Source organism: Paraburkholderia phymatum (assembly GCF_040965635.1).
In the GTDB taxonomy this organism is placed as follows: Bacteria; Pseudomonadota; Gammaproteobacteria; order Burkholderiales; family Burkholderiaceae; genus Paraburkholderia; species Paraburkholderia phymatum_B.
Map to the genome: position 1 here is coordinate 57646 of NZ_JBFRCH010000010.1, position 17120 is coordinate 74765.

A 17120-nucleotide genomic window follows, 5' to 3' on the forward strand; every position below is an offset into this window, starting at 1 on the left:
TCGACACGCGATGCGGCGCGACGGCAGTTTCGCGCGGCATGCCGATATCAGGAGAATCGCGATGAAGACAGAGCCAAGACTCTTGCACGATGTCGGACTGTTCGAAGCGGTGTTCGCTTGCGTCCACGACAAGGACCCTTCCGTGCGCGAGGGCGCGATGTTCGGCTGCCCGGCCGTGTTCGTCGGCTCGCATCTGGCGCTTTGCGTGTATGGCAGCGGAATTGGCATCAAGCTGCCCGCCGAACGCGCCGCGATGCTCGTCAGCGCCGGCCGCGCGTTCGCGTTCCAGCCGTACGGGCGCTCGGCGATGCGTGAGTGGGTCGAGATACGGATTCCGCGCGAACGCGTCGGCGAGATCGCACCTGTGCTGATCGAAGCGATCGAATATGCGCGGCATCACACAAGCCACGCGGAAGGCAAGGCCCCGTCCGCTTCGGCTTCGAGCGCATAGCAGACCATTGGGGTTTCACTCGCCGGACATGCGCTGCACGAGCAGCATGGCACTAGACATCAGACGATTCGAAAGTCACTCATTGATTTCGTCGAACCGGAATACCGTGCGGACTTCATCGCGCTGATGTACGGGACGGATGCTCTCGCGCAAGCTTTCCGCATCGCACGGATTTTTACTTCGAAACGCCCTTGGCTTTATTCGCCCCCTCATTCGCCGCCGCGTTCGCCGCCGCAGCCGCTGCAGCCACGGCCGATGCAGCAGACGCCGTCATAGTCGCGGAATTGTCGAGCTTGTAACCACGCTTTTCGGTGATCGAGCTGTACATGATCGTCGCAATCAGCAGCCATACGACGGCGACAATAAACACGGTAATACCAAGCGTCTCGTTTCGCTTCTCGCGCAGACCTTTCATGATGCACTCCGCCGGGCTTACGCCCTCACCGACGATCGCGCTGCGGTGGGCAATGCCGCGCTGCGGGACCCATCAGCCCCCTTTTCTCCACCACGGCGGCACGCACCGGCAACGCCGTCTAATGTTTGATCCATTACATCGTCGCAAGATTCATCGATGATGGGATGCCAGCACCCCATTCAAACCGGCGCGCGCCGCGTGGCCGATGCAGCGCACAAAAGCACCGCTACTGGCGATCGCGTATCCTGCGGGATCACGTATCAGCACATCGCCGCATCGCCGCATGGAGGAAGGAACCCGCATGCCTTCACTTTTCGACCTCGATGGACGCACCGCTCTCGTGACGGGCTCGACCCGCGGCATCGGCCTTGCCCTCGCCGAAGGACTCGCACAGGCGGGCGCGCGCGTGATCATCAATGGCACGCGCGAGCAGGCCGTCGCGGATGCGGTTGCCGCGCTCAATGCAAAGCTGTCCGACGCGCAGCGCGCGAATGACCGCGCAAATGGCCGCACGATCGAGCACGCGATTGAACGTGCGATTGGCCGCGCATTCGACGTCACCGATGAGGCCGCTGTCAGCGCCGCGTTCGAGCACTGGGACAGCGAAGGCATCCAGGTCGACATTCTCGTCAACAACGCGGGCATCCAGTTCCGTCAGCCGCTCGTGGAACTGAAGCTCGCCGACTGGCAGCGCGTGATCGATACGAATCTCACGGCGGCGTTCATCGTCGGCAGGGAAGCGGCGCGCCGGATGATCGCGCGCGGCGCGGGCGGCAAGATCATCAACATCGGCTCGCTGACGAGCGAAGCGGCGCGCGCGACGGTCGGCGCCTACACGGCGGCCAAGGGCGGCATCAAGATGCTCACGCGCGCGATGAGCGCCGAGTGGGCCGCGCACGACATTCAGGCGAATGCGATCGGCCCCGGCTACATCCTCACCGACATGAACGCGCCCCTCGTCGCCAATGCATCGTTCGACGCGTGGGTGAAGAGCAGCAACCCCGCGCAGCGCTGGGGCAAGCCGGAGGAACTCGTCGGCACGGCCGTGTATCTGGCGTCGGCGGCATCGAGCTATGTGAACGGACAGATCATCTACGTCGATGGCGGCTGGCTTGCCGTGTTGTAAGCCGCACCGTTGCGGACACAACGTCGTGGCGCTCGCGAGACGGGCTATGCAATAATCAGCGGTCACTTACATCGCTCGCCGCCCGTGCCGCCTGCCCTCAAGGCTTTTACCGCTCCCATCATCGTCGCTTGCGCGATGTTCATGGAGAGCGTCGATGCGAACGTCATCGTCACTGCGCTGCCGGAAATGGCGCGCGCGTTCGGCCGGGACCCCGTCACGCTGAAGATCGCCGTCACCAGCTACGTGCTCGGGCTCGGCGTGTTCATCCCCGTGTGCGGATGGCTCGCAGACCGCTTCGGCGCGCGTTCGGTGTTCCGCACGGCCATCGGCATCTTCGTCGTCGGCTCGCTGCTGTGCGCGGCGTCGACGTCGCTTGCGCCCTTCACGGTGGCGCGCTTCATTCAGGGCGTGGGCGGCGCGATGATGGTGCCCGTCGGGCGCATCATCATCTTCCGCGTGGTGGACCGCTCCGAGTACGTGCGCGCGATGAACTACCTGAGCGTGCCGGCGATGCTCGGGCCCGCTGCGGGGCCGCTGCTCGGCGGCTTCATCACGACGTATCTGCACTGGCGGCTGATTTTCTTCATCAACATTCCTGTCGGCATTCTCGGCATCTGGCTCACCAACAAGTACATCCAGAACACACGCGAGCCGCATCCCGGACCGCTCGACTGGACGGGCTTCATTCTGTCGGCGGGCGGCGCGTCGCTGTTTCTGCTGGGGCTGTCGCTCACCGACGGCGAGCTCGTGACGGGCACTACCGCCGTCATGATGACGCTCGTCGGCGCCGCGATGCTCGGTGTCTATGTGCTGTATGCGCGGCGTGCCGAGCGTCCGCTGCTCGATCTGCGTTTTTTCCGCGTGCCGACGTTTCAGGCGAGCGTGCTCGGCGGGTCGCTGTTTCGCATCGGTCTTGGCGCCGTGCCGTTTCTGCTGCCGCTCATGCTGCAGGAGGGGCTTGGCATGAGCGCGTTCGAATCGGGGCTGATCACCTGCGCGTCGGCGTTCGGCGGCATCTTCATGCGCACGCTCGCGGCCACCGTGTTGCGCCGCTACGGCTTTCGCACGGTGCTGATGTACAACGCCGCTTGCTCGGGGATCGCGATTGCCGCGTGCGGCGTGTTCTTTCCGGGCACGCCGACGTGGCTCATCTGGGTCATCGTGCTGCTCGGCGGCTTCTTCCCCGCGCTGCAGTTTACGAGCCTCAATTCGATGACTTACGCCGAGATCGAAAGCCGCGACGTGGGACGCGCGACGAGCCTTGGTAGTGTCGTGCAACAGATTTCGCTGGGGCTCGGCGTGACGGTTGCGGGCATCGTGCTGCAGATCACGCGGGCCTTGCATGGTCACTCGGCGCTGCAATGGTCGGATTTCTGGCCGGCGTTTCTGGTGGTCGGTTTGTGTTCGTTCGCGTCAATTCCCGTTACGCGGCGCTTGTCGCCGAATGCCGGCGATGAGATCGTGCGGGGCAAGCGGGAAGTGACGACGAAGGCGTAAGGCTCTTGTTGTAAGGTTCTTGTTTTGTCCGCGACGCTCTTTGTTTTTTGCCTTTGCGTTGGCATCCGCGATGCGGTTTTGTCTGCGACGGCCCTTTTATTGTGGTGCTTTTGCCTCTGCGCTGGCATCCGCGATGCGGTTCGTGTCTGCGACTGCCTTTTTGTGATGGTTGGGTCAGCGTGCCGCTGGCATCCGCGATGCGCCTCGCGGCGCGGGCGTTGCCCCTGTGCGGGGCGGCACCTACTCTTCTTTGCCGCGGCAAAGAAGAGTAGGCAGAAGAAAGCCGCTCACACCGCCAGTGCTTGACGTTTACCCGCGGGCCCTCAACGTCCCCGCATTTCTTGCGGCAGTGTGCTGGCTTGTGTTCCTTGCCAGCGCACTGCCTGAACGCCTCACCTGCTTCATGCACCTGCGTTACGGGCCCGCGACATCGAATATCCCCGGCCCCTTCGCGGCAAACTGTGTGTAGGCCTTCGCGCCGCCCAGGACACTCTCGCTACGCGATGCCGCTACAAGTGAGGGCGGCGTCCTGTACGTCGCAGCAACCTCATTCACTACCGACACGCGGCGATGAAACGTTCGATGCCCTAGCCATGTCATGGGTGTATGTCGCGGGTGAGGCATTTAACCAGTGAGTTGGCAACGCGCATTGGCCAGCACGCTGCCGCACGAAACACGGGGCCGTTGAGAGCCCGTGGGTAAGCGTCAAGCACTGGCGGTGTGAGCGGCTTTCTTCTGCCTACTCTTCTTTGCCGCGGCAAAGAAGAGTAGGTGCCGCCCCGCACAGGGGCAACGCCCGCGCCGCCAGGCGCATCGCGGATGCCAGCGGTACGCTGACACAACCACACAAAAAGGCAGTCGCAGACACAAACCGCATACGCGGATGCCCGCGGCGAGCGAGAAACACCGACAATAGAGTGTCGCAGACAGCAGAGAATAGACCGGAGACATGTCATGACAAACCCCCTCCCCATCAGCCGCTACCCGGTCCCCGCACCGGGAGAATGGCCCGACGACATCCGCGCGCGGATTCTCGAGGTCCAGGACAAGGCCGGTTTCGTGCCGAACGTGTTCCTCACACTCGCGCACCGTCCCGACGAATTCCGCGCGTTCTTCGCCTACCACGATGCGTTGATGCTGAAGGAAGGCGGCCTCACGAAAGCCGAGCGCGAAATGATCGTTGTCGCGACGAGCGCCGTGAACGACTGCCTGTATTGCGTCATCGCGCACGGCGCCATTCTGCGCATCTACGAAAAAGCGCCGCTGCTCGCCGATCAGATCGCAGTCAACTACCGCAAGGCTGACATCACGCCGCGCCGGAAAGCGATGCTCGAATTCGCGGTGAAGGTGTGCCGCGACTCGGCCTCGGTGAACGACGACGATTTCGCCACACTGCGCGGCCACGGCTTCAGCGATGCCGACATCTGGGACATTGCCGCGATCACCGCGTTCTTCGGCTTGTCGAACCGGATGGCGAACGTGATCTCGATGCGGCCCAACGACGAGTTCTATCTGATGGGCCGCGTCCCTCGCACATAAACGGCGCTTACTGTTCGAGCGCCTTCGAGCGCGGCGCGAGCGGCGACGACATCAGGTCTTCCAGCGACATCGGCCGCGCGAGGTGATAGCCCTGCCCATGCGCCGCGCCGATCGTGCGCAGCAATTCGAGCGTCGGCTCGTCTTCGATGCCTTCTGCGACGACCGTCAATTCGAGCGATTCCGCCATCCGCACGATCGCACGCACGATTGCGCGGCTGCGCGTGCTCTGCGTCAGTTCGAGCACGAACGACTTGTCGATCTTCAGCCCGCTGAAGCGGTACTGATGCACATAGCTCAACGACGAGAAGCCCGTGCCGAAGTCGTCCAGCACGACACACATGCCGTTGTCCGCGAGACTTTGCATCGTGTTGCGCGCAAGGTCCGGCTCGGCAACGAGCGCGCCTTCCGTCAGTTCGAGCGAGATGCGCGACGGGTGCACATCGTAGCGCTTCAGCAATTCGAGCAACTCGTTCGCGAACTCGGGGCGCGTGATGCTGTAGCTCGACAGATTGACCTGCACGAGCGGCCAGTCCATATGCACGCGCTGCGCCAGAATCTCGGCGACTCGCTTGAGCATGTACATGTCGAGCCGGCCGATCAGCTTGAGCCCTTCCACGGCGGGCAAAAAGCGGCCCGGCGCCCAGACTTCGCCATTCGGCTGCCGCCAGCGGATCAGCGCTTCGAGCGCGACGAGTTCGCCCGTCGCGATGTCGACGATCGGCTGGAAATACGGCACCAGTTCGTCATCGCGCTTGAGCGCGTTGCGCAGCGCGCCTTCCGTTTCGATCTGATCCGACAGCTCGCGGCGCATCTGCTGATTGAACATCGCAAAGCTGTCGCGGCCGCGATTCTTCACGCGGTACATCGCGGCATCGGCATCGCGCAGCAGATCGGCGGGCTTCAGATGGAACGCGCTGTCGGCGCTCACGACGCCGACGCTGCACGACGTGAACACCGTCTGCTCGTCGATGTTGAACGGCGCATCGAAGGCCGCGAGGATGCGTTCCGCGAGCGACAGCACCGTCTGCAGGCTCGCGCCCGGCACGACGACGGCGAACTCGTCGCCGCCCAGCCGCGCCAGCAGATCGTCGCGCCGCAAACATTCGCGCAGGCGCGCCGCCGCTTCGACGAGCAACGCATCGCCGAACAGATGGCCGAGACTGTCGTTGATGACCTTGAAGCGGTCCAGATCGATGAAGAGCACCGACAGCGGCACGCCGCGCCGGCTGTAGCCATGCCACGCCGCTTCGAGCCGCTCGTACAGATGCGTGCGGTTCGGCAGGCCCGTCAACGCGTCGTGATAGTTCTCGTGCAGCAGGCGCGCGTTGGCCTCGTCGAGTTCCTGCGTGCGCGCGAGCACGCGCGCTTCGAGTTCGAGATTCGCCGCGTGCTGCGCTTCCGCGACGCGCCGCCGCGACAGCGCGGTATCGATGTGACGCGAGACGAACGTCAGCAGCTCCTGATCGCGCCCGTCGTAGCGCACGCTCGACGAATAGCTCTGCACGACGAGCACGCCGCGCACGACATCGCCGTCGAACATCGGCACGCCGAGCCACGAACGCAAGCGGATATTCTCGCTGGCGAGGCTGATCTCGCCCGCTTCGACGAGACGCACGGCATCGTCGGTATCGATCAGGCACGGCACGCGCCGGCGGATCACGTACTCGGTGAGGCCGCGCTCGCCACGGCGCGGCGCGGGCACGTCGCGCAGCGCTTCGTCGATGTAATACGGAAACGACACCTCGGCCGTGCCGTGATCGTACAGCGCGATATAGAAGTTCTCCGCATACAGCAGCCCGCCGACGATCTCATGCAGGCTGCGAAAGAACTTGCCGATCTCGACGGACTGACTCGACAGTTCCGCGATTTCAAACAGCGCCGCCTGCAGGTGCTGCCCGCGCCCGCGCTCGGCGATTTCGGCGCGCAGCGTGTCGTTCAGACGCGAAAGCTCGGCCGTGCGGCGCGCGACTTCGGCTTCCAGTCCGACGCGATGCAAAATGCGATCGAGCGCCATCGCCACATGCCGCGCGACGACGAGAAAAAGCGCGCGGTCCTCCGCGCTGTAGATACGCGACGCGTCGTAGACCTGCATCGTCAACATGCCGAACACTTCGTCCGAAGCGTTCTTCAGCGGCGCGCCCATCCAGAACTTCGGCCGATGCCCGACACAATGAAAGCGTCTCGCCGCGGCCGCCTCGACGATGCCGTTCTCGTCGATCAGAAGCGGCTGGCCCGTGGTCAGCACATAGCCAGTGAGCGACAGCCGCTCGGGGTCGACCATGTCCATATGGTTCGCGTCGACGGCTTCGGTATCGATCAGGTCGATGTAGTACGGGTACGTGACGGCGCCTGTCTCGCGGTCGTACAGCGCGAGATAGAAGTTCTCCGCGTCGATCAGTGTGCCGAGTCGCTCGTGAATCGCCTGCAGGAACTCGGTGCGCTCGCTGATCGAGCTGGCAAGATACGCGATGTCGTACAGCACGCGCTGCACGTTCTGCGCGCGCAGCAGCGCATCCGTCTGCATCTGCTCGCCGATCGCGCGCGCGAGCGCGGCGAGCCGCGCATCGGATGCGAATGCGGCAGGCGCAAGCAGCCAGCCGAGCGCAAGCTCGCCGCGCCCCGTGGGCCACGCGATCCAGTCATACTCGGCGCACGCATCGTGCAGCATCGAAGGCACGATCGTGCGCGGCCAGTCGAAACGCGTCGCGCCCTCGCGAACCAGTTCGAGCTGCTGGCCCGCGCGATACCACGCCCATGATGCGCCGAGCGTGTCGACGGCGCGCGCCGCGTCGTCGATCGATTGCGCGTCCGTTCTGCTTGCCGACAGACCGGCATTCCACATAAGTCAGCCCTCGCGCCGTCCAGGATTGTTTTTCGTTCGTTGATGTCGACGGGAATTTGCTCTTCAGCGCTTGCTCCCATCTGATGCAAGGCTGTTATATCGACGAAAGCGGAGGCAAACTTGATGTATCCGACCCGCAAATAATATCGGCCACAGGGCGTGAAAACGTTTGCACCCAAGCTTTCGCGATTCGGTTTTGCCCTGATTGCTGCGGAACGGCACTTGCTGTTTAGCTAACGTCCGTGCCGCTCAGGCGACGCATGCTTTCCGTCCGCTTGCGCGGCGCACCGTTTCGAGGAGCAGACATGCAAGCACATTCGAGGGTCCCGGTGCACGCCGACGCATTCAGGCTCGGCCCGCGCGACTGGGTGCCGAACAACGGGCATCTGCCCGTCATCCTGTATCGCGACGTGCTGGACGATCCGGGCGACGGCGACAAGCTCGCCTCCACGTTCGAAGCGATGTTCACGCGCAACGGCTGGCCGCCGAAATGGCGCAACGGCGTCTTCGACTATCATCACTTTCACTCTTCGGCCCATGAGGTGCTGGGTATGGCAGGGGGCACCGCGGATGTGATCGTCGGCGGGCCGGGCGGGCGCGTCGTGCATCTGGAAACAGGCGACGTGATCCTGCTGCCCGCAGGCACGGGCCATTGCCTCGAATCGTCGAGCGGGCCGCTGCTGGTCGTCGGCGCCTATCCGCCGGGGCAGCAGTGGGACATACGGCGCGAAGCGCTGACCGAAAAGGAACGCATCGCGATGGAGGCGCTGCCGTTTCCGCACAGCGATCCCGTGCTCGGCGCACAAGGGCCGCTGATGGAAAACTGGCTGAAGGCCGCGTGACGCTCGCGGCTCTCGTTGCCGCCGAAAACGATCCTGAGCGCTTCAACGCGCGGCCATCACGCTGAATGTTCGTTGCAGGCGGGCGAGGCTAACGTCATCGGCGTCCGATCGAAGCTGTCACGTCTCGTGCGCTGCGTTGCGCGCGAATGCGCGGCTTGCACAAAGCGCAGGCGCGGCCCGGTGCCCGCCTCGCACGCGGCCCGATGCGTGCCGACGCATTGCCGGCAAGCACATGCGCCACGCCGCGCAACGATCGCTACCGTACGGACCTCCACTGATGTTCGCTGACGTTCGCGGCGCGTTCGGGCTAACATCCCGTAACGGCGTTCGCCGGTGCAGGGTCTCGCGCCAGTACCATGACAAAGGTCTTCATCAATTCGCTTGCCGTACTGACCGCAGTGGGAACGGGACTCTGCGCGCTACCCGCGCACGCGCTCGAACTCGATGAGCAACTCGTCTGCAACACCGACGCGCACACTTTCATCCAGGCGCTGCTCGACGATCAATACATCGATCCAAAACCGATGCGCGTCGAAGCGAATTCCGTCAATGCATTTCGTCCGATGCGCGGCCGCGATCTCACCGCATTCGGCTTTCGCGTCTACGCGATACTCGGCTATCAGCGCGACGACGCGATCTTCCGCAAAGGCGATGGAAAGGCGGAAGCGGATTCGATTTATGGCGCCGTCGTGTCCGGTCCTTCCGAGTCGGTGCGCGTGCGCGTGCAGCAGGCAGGCAGCGGCGCAACCGTGAAGCAGGTGCTGCCTTTCGTCCTCACGGCGATCGTGTGCAGCGACGGCTGAGAGCCGAAAGTCGAGACTGTTGTAATTCCCCACATGGTGCACGCTGCCATCAAACGGCCATCCCCCCGCCGCTAATCTTTCTCGCGCAATTTCATGCGCCGCGTGTCAATCGCGTGCGGCTCTTCATTGCGATTGTTTCGATTTGATGACGCATTACCGCGTCGCCGTGCAAGGGTCTCCTTCAGCCGCACGGCGTTAAATCGAGCCCCGCATTTTCCTATACTCGCCAGGCTGTTTTTTCACTCACTGTCTGGACTAGCTGGAGCTTAACCATGAAAAGAATTCCCGCCGCGGTCGCGGTGCTCGGCCTGTTTGCCACATCGGCTGCACACGCGCAAAGCTCGGTCACGCTGTATGGCCTAATCGACGCGGGTCTCATGTACACCAACAACGTACAGAAGAGCGGCACGAGCGGCGCGCTGTGGCAGGCGACGAGCGGCACGATCAACGGCAGCCGCTTCGGCGTGCGCGGCGCAGAAGATCTGGGCGGCGGCTACAAGGCGCTCTTCGTGCTCGAAAACGGCTTCAACGTGCAGAACGGCACGCTCGGCCAGCACAGTCGTCTGTTCGGCCGCCAGGCGTATGTCGGTCTCGGCAGCAGCACATACGGCACGCTCACGCTCGGCCGCCAGTACGACTCGCTCGTCGACTACGTCGCGCCGCTGTCGGGCACGGCCGGCACGTTCGGCGACACGGGCTTCGCGCATCCGTTCGACAACGACAACCTGAACCACTCCGTGCGGATGAGCAACTCGGTCAAGTACGCGAGCAACAACTACGCGGGCTTCAAGTTCGGCGCGCTGTACGCGTTCTCGAACAGCACCGACTTCGCGATGAACCGCGCGTATAGCGCGGGCGCGAGCTACCAGTGGGGTCCGTTGAACATCGCGGCCGGCTATCTGCAGATCAACGGCTCGAACAGCACGACGAACACGAGTGGCGCGATCGATACGGCCGAATCGGCCGCGAACGGCACGGGCGGCTTCCAGGTCGGCGCGGGTGTCGAGCGCGTGTTCGGCGCGGGCATCAACTACGCGTTCGGTCCCGCCGTGGTCGGCTTCGTCTACACGAACAGCCACTATCAGCAGTCGTCCGCATTCGGCATGACGAACGGCTCGATGCACTTCGACAACTACGAACTGAACGCCAAGTACGCGTTCACGCCGGCCATCTCGTTCGGCATTACGGACACGTACACCGACGGTCATACCAGCGGCTCGCGTACTTTCGGCTCCGATCCGAAGTTCAACCAGGTCAATGCGCAAGCCGTCTATTCGTTCTCGAAGCGCACGGACGTGTACGCCGAAGCGATGTATCAGCACGCGATCGGCCACGGCTATGTTGCGTTCATCAATACGTCGGGCGGCGCTTCGTCGACGGCCAATCAGGTCGTCGCCACCATCGGCATGCGCCATCGCTTCTGATCGGGTCTGCTTCAGCCGGCTTCAAATCATCCGGACTTTGCTTTTCAAAGCCTGCCGCACTTCATGCGGCGGGCTTTTTTTCGCGCTTCGTCGTGCATTGTTCGAACGATCCGCTGCATCGCCGCATTTCACGCGAAGCCGTGCGCTTCGTCCGCCGCGGCTTGCAATTCGACGATTCGGCGCCACATATCATTGACGCCAAAACAACGATCAGGCCGCCAGGGTCAACGCGCCTTTGTGCATCGCACCATGATTTTGACTATAGTGACGGGTGTACATGTCTTTCGCATTTGCGAAAGCACTAACTATTGACGGAGAGTCCGCCGCGACGCGGACGCCAGTCCGCCGCAAGTCATCGTGCTTGCGGTGCTCAGGCGAGGAGAAATCACGATGTTCGATGCCGAAATCGCCGCGAAACTGTTGAACCGGTGGGCGATCAAACCGCCCGCCACCCAGCACGATATTTCGCAGCACGACGCCTATCTGGATCTGCTGCGCGAAGGGAATCTACGCTTCACTCACCAAGTGGGACGCGTGACACTGGGAGATGTCAGCGCGGACGATCTGTTCGATCTCGAATCGCTCGTATTCGTCGACGGGTCGCGCGCGCTGCGCCTGAAAACACCGGGCGCCGTGCCCGACTGGACACAGTGGGCCGCATTCGAGCCGCCCGTCGCGCGCGGCGCGGAGAACGCGAAGTTCGATGCGGCCGACGAATCATCAGCGTGCACGCTGGAGGCGCCCGAGCGCTGAGTCACTCGCCCGCGTTCTGCTTGATCCTCTCGATCAGCGCCATCGCGGCTGCGGGGTTGTGCGCCTTGTGGCCGCTGATCACATAGAGATACACGTCGCGCGCTTTCTTCGCGGCGGGACGGCCGTAGCTGTCGAGATCGTCGGGCGCGCCGCCCGAGGCCCAGGCCTGCGCACGCTCGACCCATTGATCGAGCGCGTCGTCCGCATAGCCGAGCGGGTTCGCCTCTTCCGTGCCCATGATCCGCGCATAGACGAACGAGGCCGTCGGATCGGCGATCTGCGGATATTTCGAATCGCCCGCGACGACGATCGCGACATCGCGCTTGCGCGCGAGCGCGACCAGGGACTCGTCGCAAAAGCTCGCGTGACGCACTTCGACTGCGTGGCGCAGCGCGTGTCCGTTCACTTCCGCCGGCAGCAGTTCGAGAAAGTTGCCGAAGTCGTCGGCATCGAACTGCTTGGTTGGCGCGAATTGCCAGTTGATCGGGCCGAGCTTGTTCCTCAGCTCGAGCACGCCGCTTGCGAGAAAGCGCTCGACGGAATCACGCGCTTCCGCGAGCACGCGCCGATGCGTCGCGAAACGTGGCGCCTTCAGCGAAAAGACGAAGTCGTCGGGTGTTTCGTCGTGCCACTTCGCAAACGTCTCGGGTTTTTGTGAGCCGTAGAACGTGCCGTTGATTTCGATCGTCGTGAGTTGCCGGCTCGCGTATTCCAGTTCGCGTTTCTGCGCGAGCCCTTCCGGATAGAACACGCCGCGCCACGGCTCGAACGTCCAGCCGCCAATACCGACGCGAATGCGCGTTGCCTTTTTTCGAGTGGCCATCGTTGACGCCTTTATGAATCAGAAAGCCGAGCGCACGACGCCGCCGTCCACGCGCAACGCCGCGCCATTGGTCGCCGACGACAGCGCCGAGCACACGTACACGACCATGTTCGCGACCTCGTCAGGCGTCGTGAAGCGCTTGAGGATCGAGCTCGGACGCGCTTCTTCGAAGAACTGCTTCTCGAAGGCCTCGAAGCTTTGTCCGCCCGAAAGCTTCGCGACGAATTCCTCGACGCCGTCCGAACTGGTCGGCCCCGGCAATACGGCGTTGACCGTTACGGCCGTGCCCGTGCACGTTTCTGCAAGGCCACGCGACAGCGCGAGCTGCGCGGTCTTGGTCAGGCCATAGTGAATCATCTCGGTCGGAATCTGAATGCCGCTTTCGCTGCTGATGAACACCACGCGCCCCCAGTTCCTTTTCTTCATGCCCGGCAGATACGCGCGCGACAACTGCACGCCCGACAGCACATTGACGTTGAAAAAGTGCTGCCACTCTTCATTCGAGATTTCTTCGAATGGCTTCGGGTCGAAGATGCCCATGTTGTTGACGAGAATGTCCACATGCGGAAAGCGCTCGACGAGACGGGCGACTTGCGCGGGATCGGACACGTCGCCTGCAAAGCCTTGCACATTCGCGCCCGGCACTTTCACGCGCAGCGCGCCGATCGCCTGATCGACCGACTGCTGCGTGCGCCCGTTGACGACGACCTGCGCGCCTTCGCGCGCGAGTCCGGCTGCGATCGCGTGGCCGATGCCCTTCGTCGAGCCGGACACGAAGGCGAGCTTGTCCTTGATCTTGAGATCCATTTGACGATGTCCTTTGAAGTCGAGCGGGAGATGCATCGCGTGCAAGGGCGCGGCATGGCGCATGCGCTCGCATCGCGTAGCTGCATTCGCGAGTGTAGAACCGCTGCGAAAATCGTGCAGAAGGACAGACATGAATTGCGCGCGAAGGCCACGATGCAATCGCATCGGAGTCGCTGCAATGTCAGCGAACGGCGCTACGTCGACGATCACGCGCCGGCATGAAAAGGCGAGCGGCGCTAGCATTCGACAGACGTTCGCTCAGCCTCGTCGACGTGCGGGTCCATCGAATGGAAATCGGGTAGTGCGTGAACCCAATGTCGAATAACAAGCTATCCACGCGATCAAGGATACGCGGAGATGCCAACGAAACGACGCACCGAGCGCGCGCAGGCCGCCTCATCCGCTTGCATGGATGAGGCGGCCCGCTTGTGCGAGTGCGCGTGTGCGACTGCTATACGCCGTTACGCGGCTTTCGCCTGTTCCGGTTTAGCTGCATGCGTCGCGCCCGTGTCCTTCTGCTGCGCGATCTGCTCGCGCAACTTGATGAGCGCGAGCACCGTGTCGATGGTCGGCGTCTCGTGACTGACGAGGCGCCCCATCTCCTGCACGACGGTCAGCAGCGGATCGATCTCCATCGGACGTCCGGCTTCGAGATCCTGCAGCATCGAAGTCTTGTGCGCGCCCACGGCGCCCGCGCCATCGATACGCCTTTCGACATCCACACGGAAATGCACGCCGAAGCGGTCAGCCACCGACTTCGCTTCGAGCATCATCGTCTTGGCGACGGCGCGCGTGCCGACGTTGCTCGTGATGACATCGAGCGTCGCGTGCGTGAGCGCGCTGATCGGGTTGAAGCACAGATTGCCCCACAATTTCAGCCAGATTTCGTCGCGGATGTTGTCGCGGATGGGCGCTTCGAGTCCCGCCGCAACCATGATTTCGGAGAGCGCCTCGACACGCGGCGAACGTGTGCCGTCGGGTTCGCCGATCGGAAACTTCTTGCCGTACACGTGCTTGATCACGCCCGGTTCGACGATCTCCGCTGCCGGATAGACGACGCAGCCGATCGCGCGCTCCGGTCCGAACTTCTTCCATTGCGTGCCGCCAGGGTCGATGCTTTCGAGCGTCGTGCCCGCGAACTCGCCGCCATGCTTGTAGAAGTACCAGTACGGTATGCCATTGACGGCCGTGACGATCGCCGTCTTCGGACCCAGCAGCGGCTGGATTGCATCGACGACGCCCGGCACCGAATGCGCCTTCAGCGCGATGATCACATAGTCCTGCGGACCCAGCTCGCGCGGGTCCGATGAACAGCGCACATTGACGAGACGCTCGGTATCGTCGATCAACAAGCGCACGCCGTTGCGCTGCATCGCGGCCAGATGCGGGCCGCGCGCGACGAAACTGACATCCGCGCCCGCAAGCGCCAACTGTGCGCCGACATATGCGCCAATCGCGCCGGCTCCATAAACACAGATCTTCATCTATCTGCTCCCATTCCAAGAAGTGATCAGTGAGATCGAGCCGGGGCGTCCAAAGACGCGGCGCGCGATCGTCATCGTCGGTTCATCGTTGCCGACTCATGCGCCCGTTTCTTGACGGGCATATTGACGAAACGCGCGGCCGACTCATCCGCGTACCCAATGCGCGTTTATTGCGCGGCCGCCTCGACGGGGCGAGCAGCCACAAGCTGGTTCGGCAAGGCGCCGATGCCTTCGATCGACACCACGACAGTCGAGCCATCCTTGATCGAGCCGACGCCGATCGACGTGCCGCACGCGATGACGTCGCCGGGCATCAGCGTCATGTCGTGCGAGATCATGCTGACCTGTTCGGCGGGCGTGAAGATCATGTCGGAGAGCGGATAGTTTTGGCGTTCGACATCGTCGAGGCGCGTGACGACACTCGCCTTGCGCCAGTCGAATTCGCGTTCGATGACGGGACCGATGCAACTGAACGTATCGAAGCCTTTCGAGCGGCACCATTGCGCGAAATTCGGGTCTTCGTTCAGCAGGTCGACGGCCGTGACGTCGTTGATGCACGTGTAGCCGAAGATGTAGTCGTCGGCGACTTCGGGTGAGACGTTCGTGCAGCGCTTGCCGATCACGATGCCGAGCTCGCCCTCGTATGCGATCTTGCCGCTGTAGCCTTTCGGGCGGCGAATCGGCGCGCCTGGGCCGATCACCGACATCGGCGGCTTGATCAGAAAGAGGGGATGCGACGGCGCCGCCTTGCCGAGCTTCTGCGACAGCGCATGAAAGTTGTTCCAGAGCGCGACGACTTTGGTCGGCATGCACGGACTCAGCAACTCGACTTCATTCAGCGGCCAATGCTTGCCGTTGGGTTTCGCGTCGCCGAACATGTCGCCGTCGTATTCGGCAATGCTCGCGTTATCGAGCACACCGAAACCGATATAACCGTGCGGCTGCTGAAAGCGTATCCACGATGTCATCGAACCGTCTCCACAATGTTTTTTATCGACCGACACGGTGAATACGCCCGCGTCACGAGTTGAAGCCTGTTTGTGTATTCGTTCAACCTGGCTCAAATGGCGCCAGCCGTTCTGAGCGCGTCGATCTGCTCGCGTGAGTAGCCGAGTTCGGCCATCACCTCATCCGTGTGCTCGCCAAGCAGCGGCGAGCGCGTCACTTCCGTCGGGCTGTCCGACAGCTTGATCGGATTGCCCACGGTCAGGTACTTGCCGCGCACCGGGTGCTCGACCTCGACGATCGTGCCTGTTTTACGCAGCGATTCGTCGTCGGCGATCTCCTTCATCGACAGGATCGGGCCGCACGGAATGTCGTGCTCGTTGAGGATTTCCATCGCCTCGAACTTGGTCTTGGTCATCGTCCAGCGCTCGACTTCCGCGAAGATTTCCTTCAGGCGCGGCAGGCGCGCGTCCGGCGTCGCGTAGTCCGGATGTGTCGCCCACTCTTCCCTGCCGATCACGTTGCAGATCTTCACCCACACCGGCGCCTGCGTGATGAAGTAGATGTACGCGTTCGGATCGTGCTCCCAGCCCTTGCACTTGAGAATCCAGCCCGGCTGGCCGCCGCCCGATGCGTTGCCCGCGCGCGGCACCGCCTCGCCGAACGTGCCGTTCGGATACTGCGGGTACTCCTTCATCACGCCCGTGCGCTCCAGACGCTGCTGGTCGCGCAGCTTCACGCGGCACAGGTTCAGCACGCCGTCCTGCATCGCCGCGAGCACCTTCTGGCCGCGGCCCGTCATCGTGCGCTGGTAAAGCGCCGTGACGATGCCCAGCGCCAGATGCAGGCCCGTGCCGCTGTCGCCGATCTGCGCGCCCGTCACCACGGGCGGGCCATCGTCGAAGCCCGTCGTCGACGCCGCGCCGCCCACGCACTGCGCGACGTTCTCGTACACCTTGCAGTCCTCGTACGGCCCCGGACCGAAGCCCTTCACCGACGCGACGATCATGCGCGGATTGAGCTCCTGGATGCGCTCCCACGTGAAGCCCATGCGGTCCAGCGCACCCGGCGCGAAGTTCTCCACCAGCACGTCGCACTTCTGGATCAGCGCCTCGAGCACGAGCTTGCCCTCGGGATTCTTCGTGTCGATCGTCACCGAGCGCTTGTTGTGGTTGAGCATCGTGAAGTACAGGCTGTCGGCGCCGGGCACGTCGCGCAGCTGCTCGCGCGTGATGTCGCCCGCGCCCGCGCGCTCCACCTTGATCACGTCCGCGCCGAACCACGCCAGCAGCTGCGTGCACGTCGGTCCCGACTGCACATGCGTGAAATCGAGAATGCGCACACCGTCGAGTGCTTTGCCCATGCTACG

The 17120-nt window shown here is 63.3% G+C and carries 15 protein-coding genes; 8 read left to right on the top strand and 7 right to left on the bottom strand.

Annotated elements, in window-relative coordinates; all coding sequences use genetic code 11:
• The first annotated feature begins 61 nt into the window (after positions 1 to 61).
• Positions 62 to 451 carry a hypothetical protein gene (locus tag AB4Y32_RS19235; protein ID WP_368722861.1) on the top strand — a complete coding sequence of 130 codons (390 nt, stop codon included), beginning with the start codon at positions 62 to 64 and terminating at the stop codon, positions 449 to 451.
• Between the two features lie 175 nt (positions 452 to 626).
• On the opposite strand, the gene AB4Y32_RS19240 is transcribed toward AB4Y32_RS19235, so the two are convergent.
• On the bottom strand, positions 627 to 866 hold the full coding sequence (locus AB4Y32_RS19240; protein WP_368722862.1) for a hypothetical protein: 240 nt from the start codon (positions 864 to 866) through the stop codon (positions 627 to 629).
• 301 nt (positions 867 to 1167) lie between these two features.
• On the opposite strand from AB4Y32_RS19240, the gene AB4Y32_RS19245 reads away from it, so the two are divergent.
• From AB4Y32_RS19245 to AB4Y32_RS19255, 3 genes are all read left to right on the top strand, one after another.
• Positions 1168 to 1992, top strand: a complete 825-nt coding sequence (locus AB4Y32_RS19245) for an SDR family oxidoreductase (RefSeq protein ID WP_368722863.1) — start codon at positions 1168 to 1170, stop codon at positions 1990 to 1992.
• Between the two features lie 54 nt (positions 1993 to 2046).
• Positions 2047 to 3489, top strand: coding sequence for an MFS transporter (locus tag AB4Y32_RS19250; RefSeq protein WP_368722984.1), 1443 nt, complete (start codon positions 2047 to 2049; stop codon positions 3487 to 3489).
• Between the two features lie 954 nt (positions 3490 to 4443).
• Entirely contained in the window at positions 4444 to 5028 is a 585-nt protein-coding gene (locus AB4Y32_RS19255; RefSeq protein ID WP_368722864.1) for a peroxidase-related enzyme, read from the top strand.
• Between the two features lie 7 nt (positions 5029 to 5035).
• Here AB4Y32_RS19255 and AB4Y32_RS19260 read toward each other — a convergent pair whose 3' ends face one another.
• On the bottom strand, positions 5036 to 7870 hold the full coding sequence (locus AB4Y32_RS19260; protein ID WP_368722865.1) for a sensor domain-containing phosphodiesterase: 2835 nt from the start codon (positions 7868 to 7870) through the stop codon (positions 5036 to 5038).
• A gap of 305 nt (positions 7871 to 8175) precedes the next feature.
• On the opposite strand from AB4Y32_RS19260, the gene AB4Y32_RS19265 reads away from it, so the two are divergent.
• From AB4Y32_RS19265 to AB4Y32_RS19280, 4 genes are all read left to right on the top strand, one after another.
• Entirely contained in the window at positions 8176 to 8712 is a 537-nt protein-coding gene (locus AB4Y32_RS19265) for a cupin (RefSeq protein WP_368722866.1), read from the top strand.
• A 356-nt stretch (positions 8713 to 9068) separates the two neighbouring features.
• A complete protein-coding gene (locus tag AB4Y32_RS19270; protein ID WP_368722867.1) occupies positions 9069 to 9515 on the top strand; it encodes a hypothetical protein in 447 nt (148 codons plus the stop codon).
• Between the two features lie 272 nt (positions 9516 to 9787).
• Positions 9788 to 10939: a porin gene (locus AB4Y32_RS19275; protein WP_368722868.1), complete on the top strand. Its 1152-nt coding sequence runs from the start codon at positions 9788 to 9790 to the stop codon at positions 10937 to 10939.
• A 390-nt stretch (positions 10940 to 11329) separates the two neighbouring features.
• The gene (locus AB4Y32_RS19280) at positions 11330 to 11692 is read left to right on the top strand and encodes a hypothetical protein (protein ID WP_368722869.1); all 363 of its coding nucleotides are present in this window, start codon (positions 11330 to 11332) and stop codon (positions 11690 to 11692) included.
• 1 nt (position 11693) lies between these two features.
• Here AB4Y32_RS19280 and AB4Y32_RS19285 read toward each other — a convergent pair whose 3' ends face one another.
• The 5 genes from AB4Y32_RS19285 to frc all read right to left on the bottom strand — a co-directional run bounded on the left by AB4Y32_RS19285 (position 11694) and on the right by frc (position 17114).
• Positions 11694 to 12515 (bottom strand): DUF72 domain-containing protein, encoded by an 822-nt coding sequence (locus AB4Y32_RS19285; RefSeq protein WP_368722870.1) that lies wholly within the window; start codon positions 12513 to 12515, stop codon positions 11694 to 11696.
• 18 nt (positions 12516 to 12533) lie between these two features.
• Positions 12534 to 13322, bottom strand: coding sequence for an SDR family NAD(P)-dependent oxidoreductase (locus tag AB4Y32_RS19290; RefSeq protein ID WP_368722871.1), 789 nt, complete (start codon positions 13320 to 13322; stop codon positions 12534 to 12536).
• 461 nt (positions 13323 to 13783) lie between these two features.
• A complete protein-coding gene (locus tag AB4Y32_RS19295; protein ID WP_368722872.1) occupies positions 13784 to 14806 on the bottom strand; it encodes a 2-dehydropantoate 2-reductase in 1023 nt (340 codons plus the stop codon).
• 167 nt (positions 14807 to 14973) lie between these two features.
• Entirely contained in the window at positions 14974 to 15774 is an 801-nt protein-coding gene (locus AB4Y32_RS19300; protein WP_368722873.1) for a fumarylacetoacetate hydrolase family protein, read from the bottom strand.
• Positions 15775 to 15866: 92 nt separating this feature from the next.
• A complete protein-coding gene (gene frc / locus AB4Y32_RS19305; RefSeq protein WP_368722874.1) occupies positions 15867 to 17114 on the bottom strand; it encodes a formyl-CoA transferase in 1248 nt (415 codons plus the stop codon).
• Between the last annotated feature and the right edge of the window lie 6 nt (positions 17115 to 17120).